This window comes from Nocardioides sp. (assembly GCF_035429765.1).
In the GTDB taxonomy this organism is placed as follows: domain Bacteria; phylum Actinomycetota; class Actinomycetes; order Propionibacteriales; family Nocardioidaceae; genus Nocardioides.
This window is the reverse complement of the sequence record NZ_DAOMFK010000094.1, coordinates 10,006-12,265: the sequence shown is the minus strand read 5'-3', so window position 1 is coordinate 12,265 and position 2,260 is coordinate 10,006. Positions and strand designations below refer to the sequence as shown.

The window sequence follows — 2,260 nt, the reverse complement described above, 5'->3', positions numbered from 1 at the left end:
CCTGCGGCGGCACCGAGGCGGTGGTGCCCTCCAGGATCTTCAGCAGCGCCTGCTGGACCCCCTCACCCGAGACGTCGCGGGTGATCGAGGGGTTCTCCGCCTTGCGGGCCACCTTGTCGATCTCGTCGATGTAGATGATCCCCGTCTCGGCCTTCTTGACGTCGTAGTCGGCGGCCTGGATCAGCTTGAGCAGGATGTTCTCGACGTCCTCACCGACGTACCCCGCCTCCGTGAGCGCGGTGGCGTCGGCGATGGCGAACGGCACGTTGAGCATGCGGGCCAGCGTCTGGGCCAGGTAGGTCTTGCCGCAGCCGGTGGGCCCGATCAGCAGGATGTTGGACTTGGCCACCTCGACCTGGTCCTCCTTGGCCTCCCTCCCGCGCACGGGGGCCATCCCGGCCTGGACCCGCTTGTAGTGGTTGTAGACCGCGACCGCCAGCGACTTCTTGGCCTGCTCCTGGCCGATGACGTAGGAGTTGAGGAACTCGAAGATCTCGCGGGGCTTGGGGAGCTCGGCGAGGCTGACCTCACCCCCCTCGTTGAGCTCCTCCTCGATGATCTCGTTGCACAGGTCGATGCACTCGTCGCAGATGTAGACGCCGGAGCCGGCGATGAGCTTCTTGACCTGCTTCTGGCTCTTCCCGCAGAAGGAGCACTTGAGCAGGTCGCCTCCGTCACCGATGCGCGCCACGTGCGGTCCCTTTCGGATCGTGCGACGCCGGCCGGCCGGCCGTCGTCTTCCTGCCAACTCTTCGAAGGTACCCCGAGTCCGCCCTTCCCGCAGGACCTGACACGAGGAAGTGCTCAGGTCCGACCGGTCAGGGCAGCGCCGGGGCGACCTTGAGGGACTCCAGGACGGCGTCGATGAGGCCGTACTCGACGGCGCCCTGCGCGGTCAGGATCTTGTCCCGCTCGATGTCCCGGCTCACCTGCTCGAGGTCGCGTCCGCTGTGCCGGGAGATCATCGTCTCCAGCAGCTCGCGCATCCGCAGGATCTCGTTGGCCTGGATCTCGATGTCGGAGGTCTGGCCGAACGTGCCCTCGGTGTACGGCTGGTGGATGAGGATCCGGCTGTTGGGCAGCGCCAGGCGCTTGCCGGGAGCACCCGCCGCGAGCAGGATCGCCGCGGCCGAGGCGGCCTGCCCGATGCACACCGTCTGGACGTCGGGCTTGATGAAGCCCATCGTGTCGTAGATGGCGGTCAGCGCCGTGAAGGAGCCGCCGGGGCTGTTGATGTAGATGCTGATGTCCTGGTCGGGGTTCATCGACTGCAGGCACAGCAGCTGGGCGATGACGGCGTTCGCGACGTCATCGGAGATGGGGGTGCCGAGGTAGATGATGCGGTCCTCGAACAGCTTGGCGTAGGGGTCGATCCGCCGGAAGCCGTACGACGTACGCTCCTCCCACTGCGGGATGTAGTAGTTCATGTTCAGTCCTTCTGCCGGGCCGGGCGGCCCTCGTCGGCGGCCTCGCGGGCGCTGGTGATGACCTGGTCGATGAAGCCGTACTCCTGGGCCTGCTGGGCGGTGAACCAGCGGTCCCGGTCGGCGTCGGCGACCACCTGCTCCAGGGGCTGACCGGTGTGCTCGGCGATGAGCTCGAGCAGCACCTGCTTGATGTGCAGCGACTGCTGGGCCTGGATCTTGATGTCGGAGGCGGAGCCGCCCATGCCCGAGGAGGGCTGGTGCATCATGATGCGGGCGTGCGGCAGCGCGTAGCGCTTGCCCTTGGTGCCGGCGCAGAGGAGGAACTGCCCCATCGAGGCGGCCAGGCCCATCCCCACGGTCGCCACGTCGTTGGGGATGTAGTTCATGGTGTCGTAGATCGCCATGCCGGCGTCGACCGAGCCCCCGGGGCTGTTGATGTGCAAGAAGATGTCGGCCTGAGGGTCCTCGGCCGACAGCAGCAGCAGCTGGGCGCAGATCGCGTTGGCGTTCTGGTCGCGCACCTCCGAGCCGAGGAACACGATCCGCTCGCGCAGCAGGCGCTGGTAGATGTGGTCGTCAAGGCCGTAGGTGGGCACGGCGCCGTTCATCTGGGGCGTGTCCACGGACCCGGACGCGAGGGAGTTCTGGTTCACGACAGCGACCCTAGCCCGAACCCCGGACAGTTCCACGAGGAACGGCACCCTGTTCGCCGACAGCGGATTTCCCGCGACCCGTCGCCAGTTGCGCGCCGATCCGTCGCCGGTTGCCCGGCCAGGTTCGATCGACACGCGGTGAGGGGCAGGTCAGGACTCCTCGGGCGACTCCGCCTCGGG

At 67.4% G+C, this 2,260-nt stretch carries 3 protein-coding genes; all 3 read right to left on the bottom strand.

From position 1 onward, the window contains the following. Positions 1-691, bottom strand: a 691-nt coding sequence (gene clpX / locus PLP61_RS10150) for an ATP-dependent Clp protease ATP-binding subunit ClpX (RefSeq protein WP_324502591.1), incomplete at its 3' end; no start/stop codon positions are given. 127 nt (positions 692-818) lie between these two features. Then, the gene (locus PLP61_RS10145) at positions 819-1,427 is read right to left on the bottom strand and encodes an ATP-dependent Clp protease proteolytic subunit (protein ID WP_324502590.1); all 609 of its coding nucleotides are present in this window, start codon (positions 1,425-1,427) and stop codon (positions 819-821) included. Positions 1,428-1,429: 2 nt separating this feature from the next. After that, complete coding sequence (locus tag PLP61_RS10140; RefSeq protein WP_324502592.1) at positions 1,430-2,035, bottom strand: ATP-dependent Clp protease proteolytic subunit; 606 nt, start codon at positions 2,033-2,035, stop codon at positions 1,430-1,432. Between the last annotated feature and the right edge of the window lie 225 nt (positions 2,036-2,260).

Bases quoted from the DNA above. Each gene is read 5' to 3' on its own strand.
- PLP61_RS10145 (WP_324502590.1), bottom strand. From the start codon at position 1,427: ATGAACTACTACATCCCGCAGTGGGAGGAGCGTACGTCGTACGGCTTC.
- PLP61_RS10140 (WP_324502592.1), bottom strand. From the start codon at position 2,035: ATGAACGGCGCCGTGCCCACCTACGGCCTTGACGACCACATCTACCAG.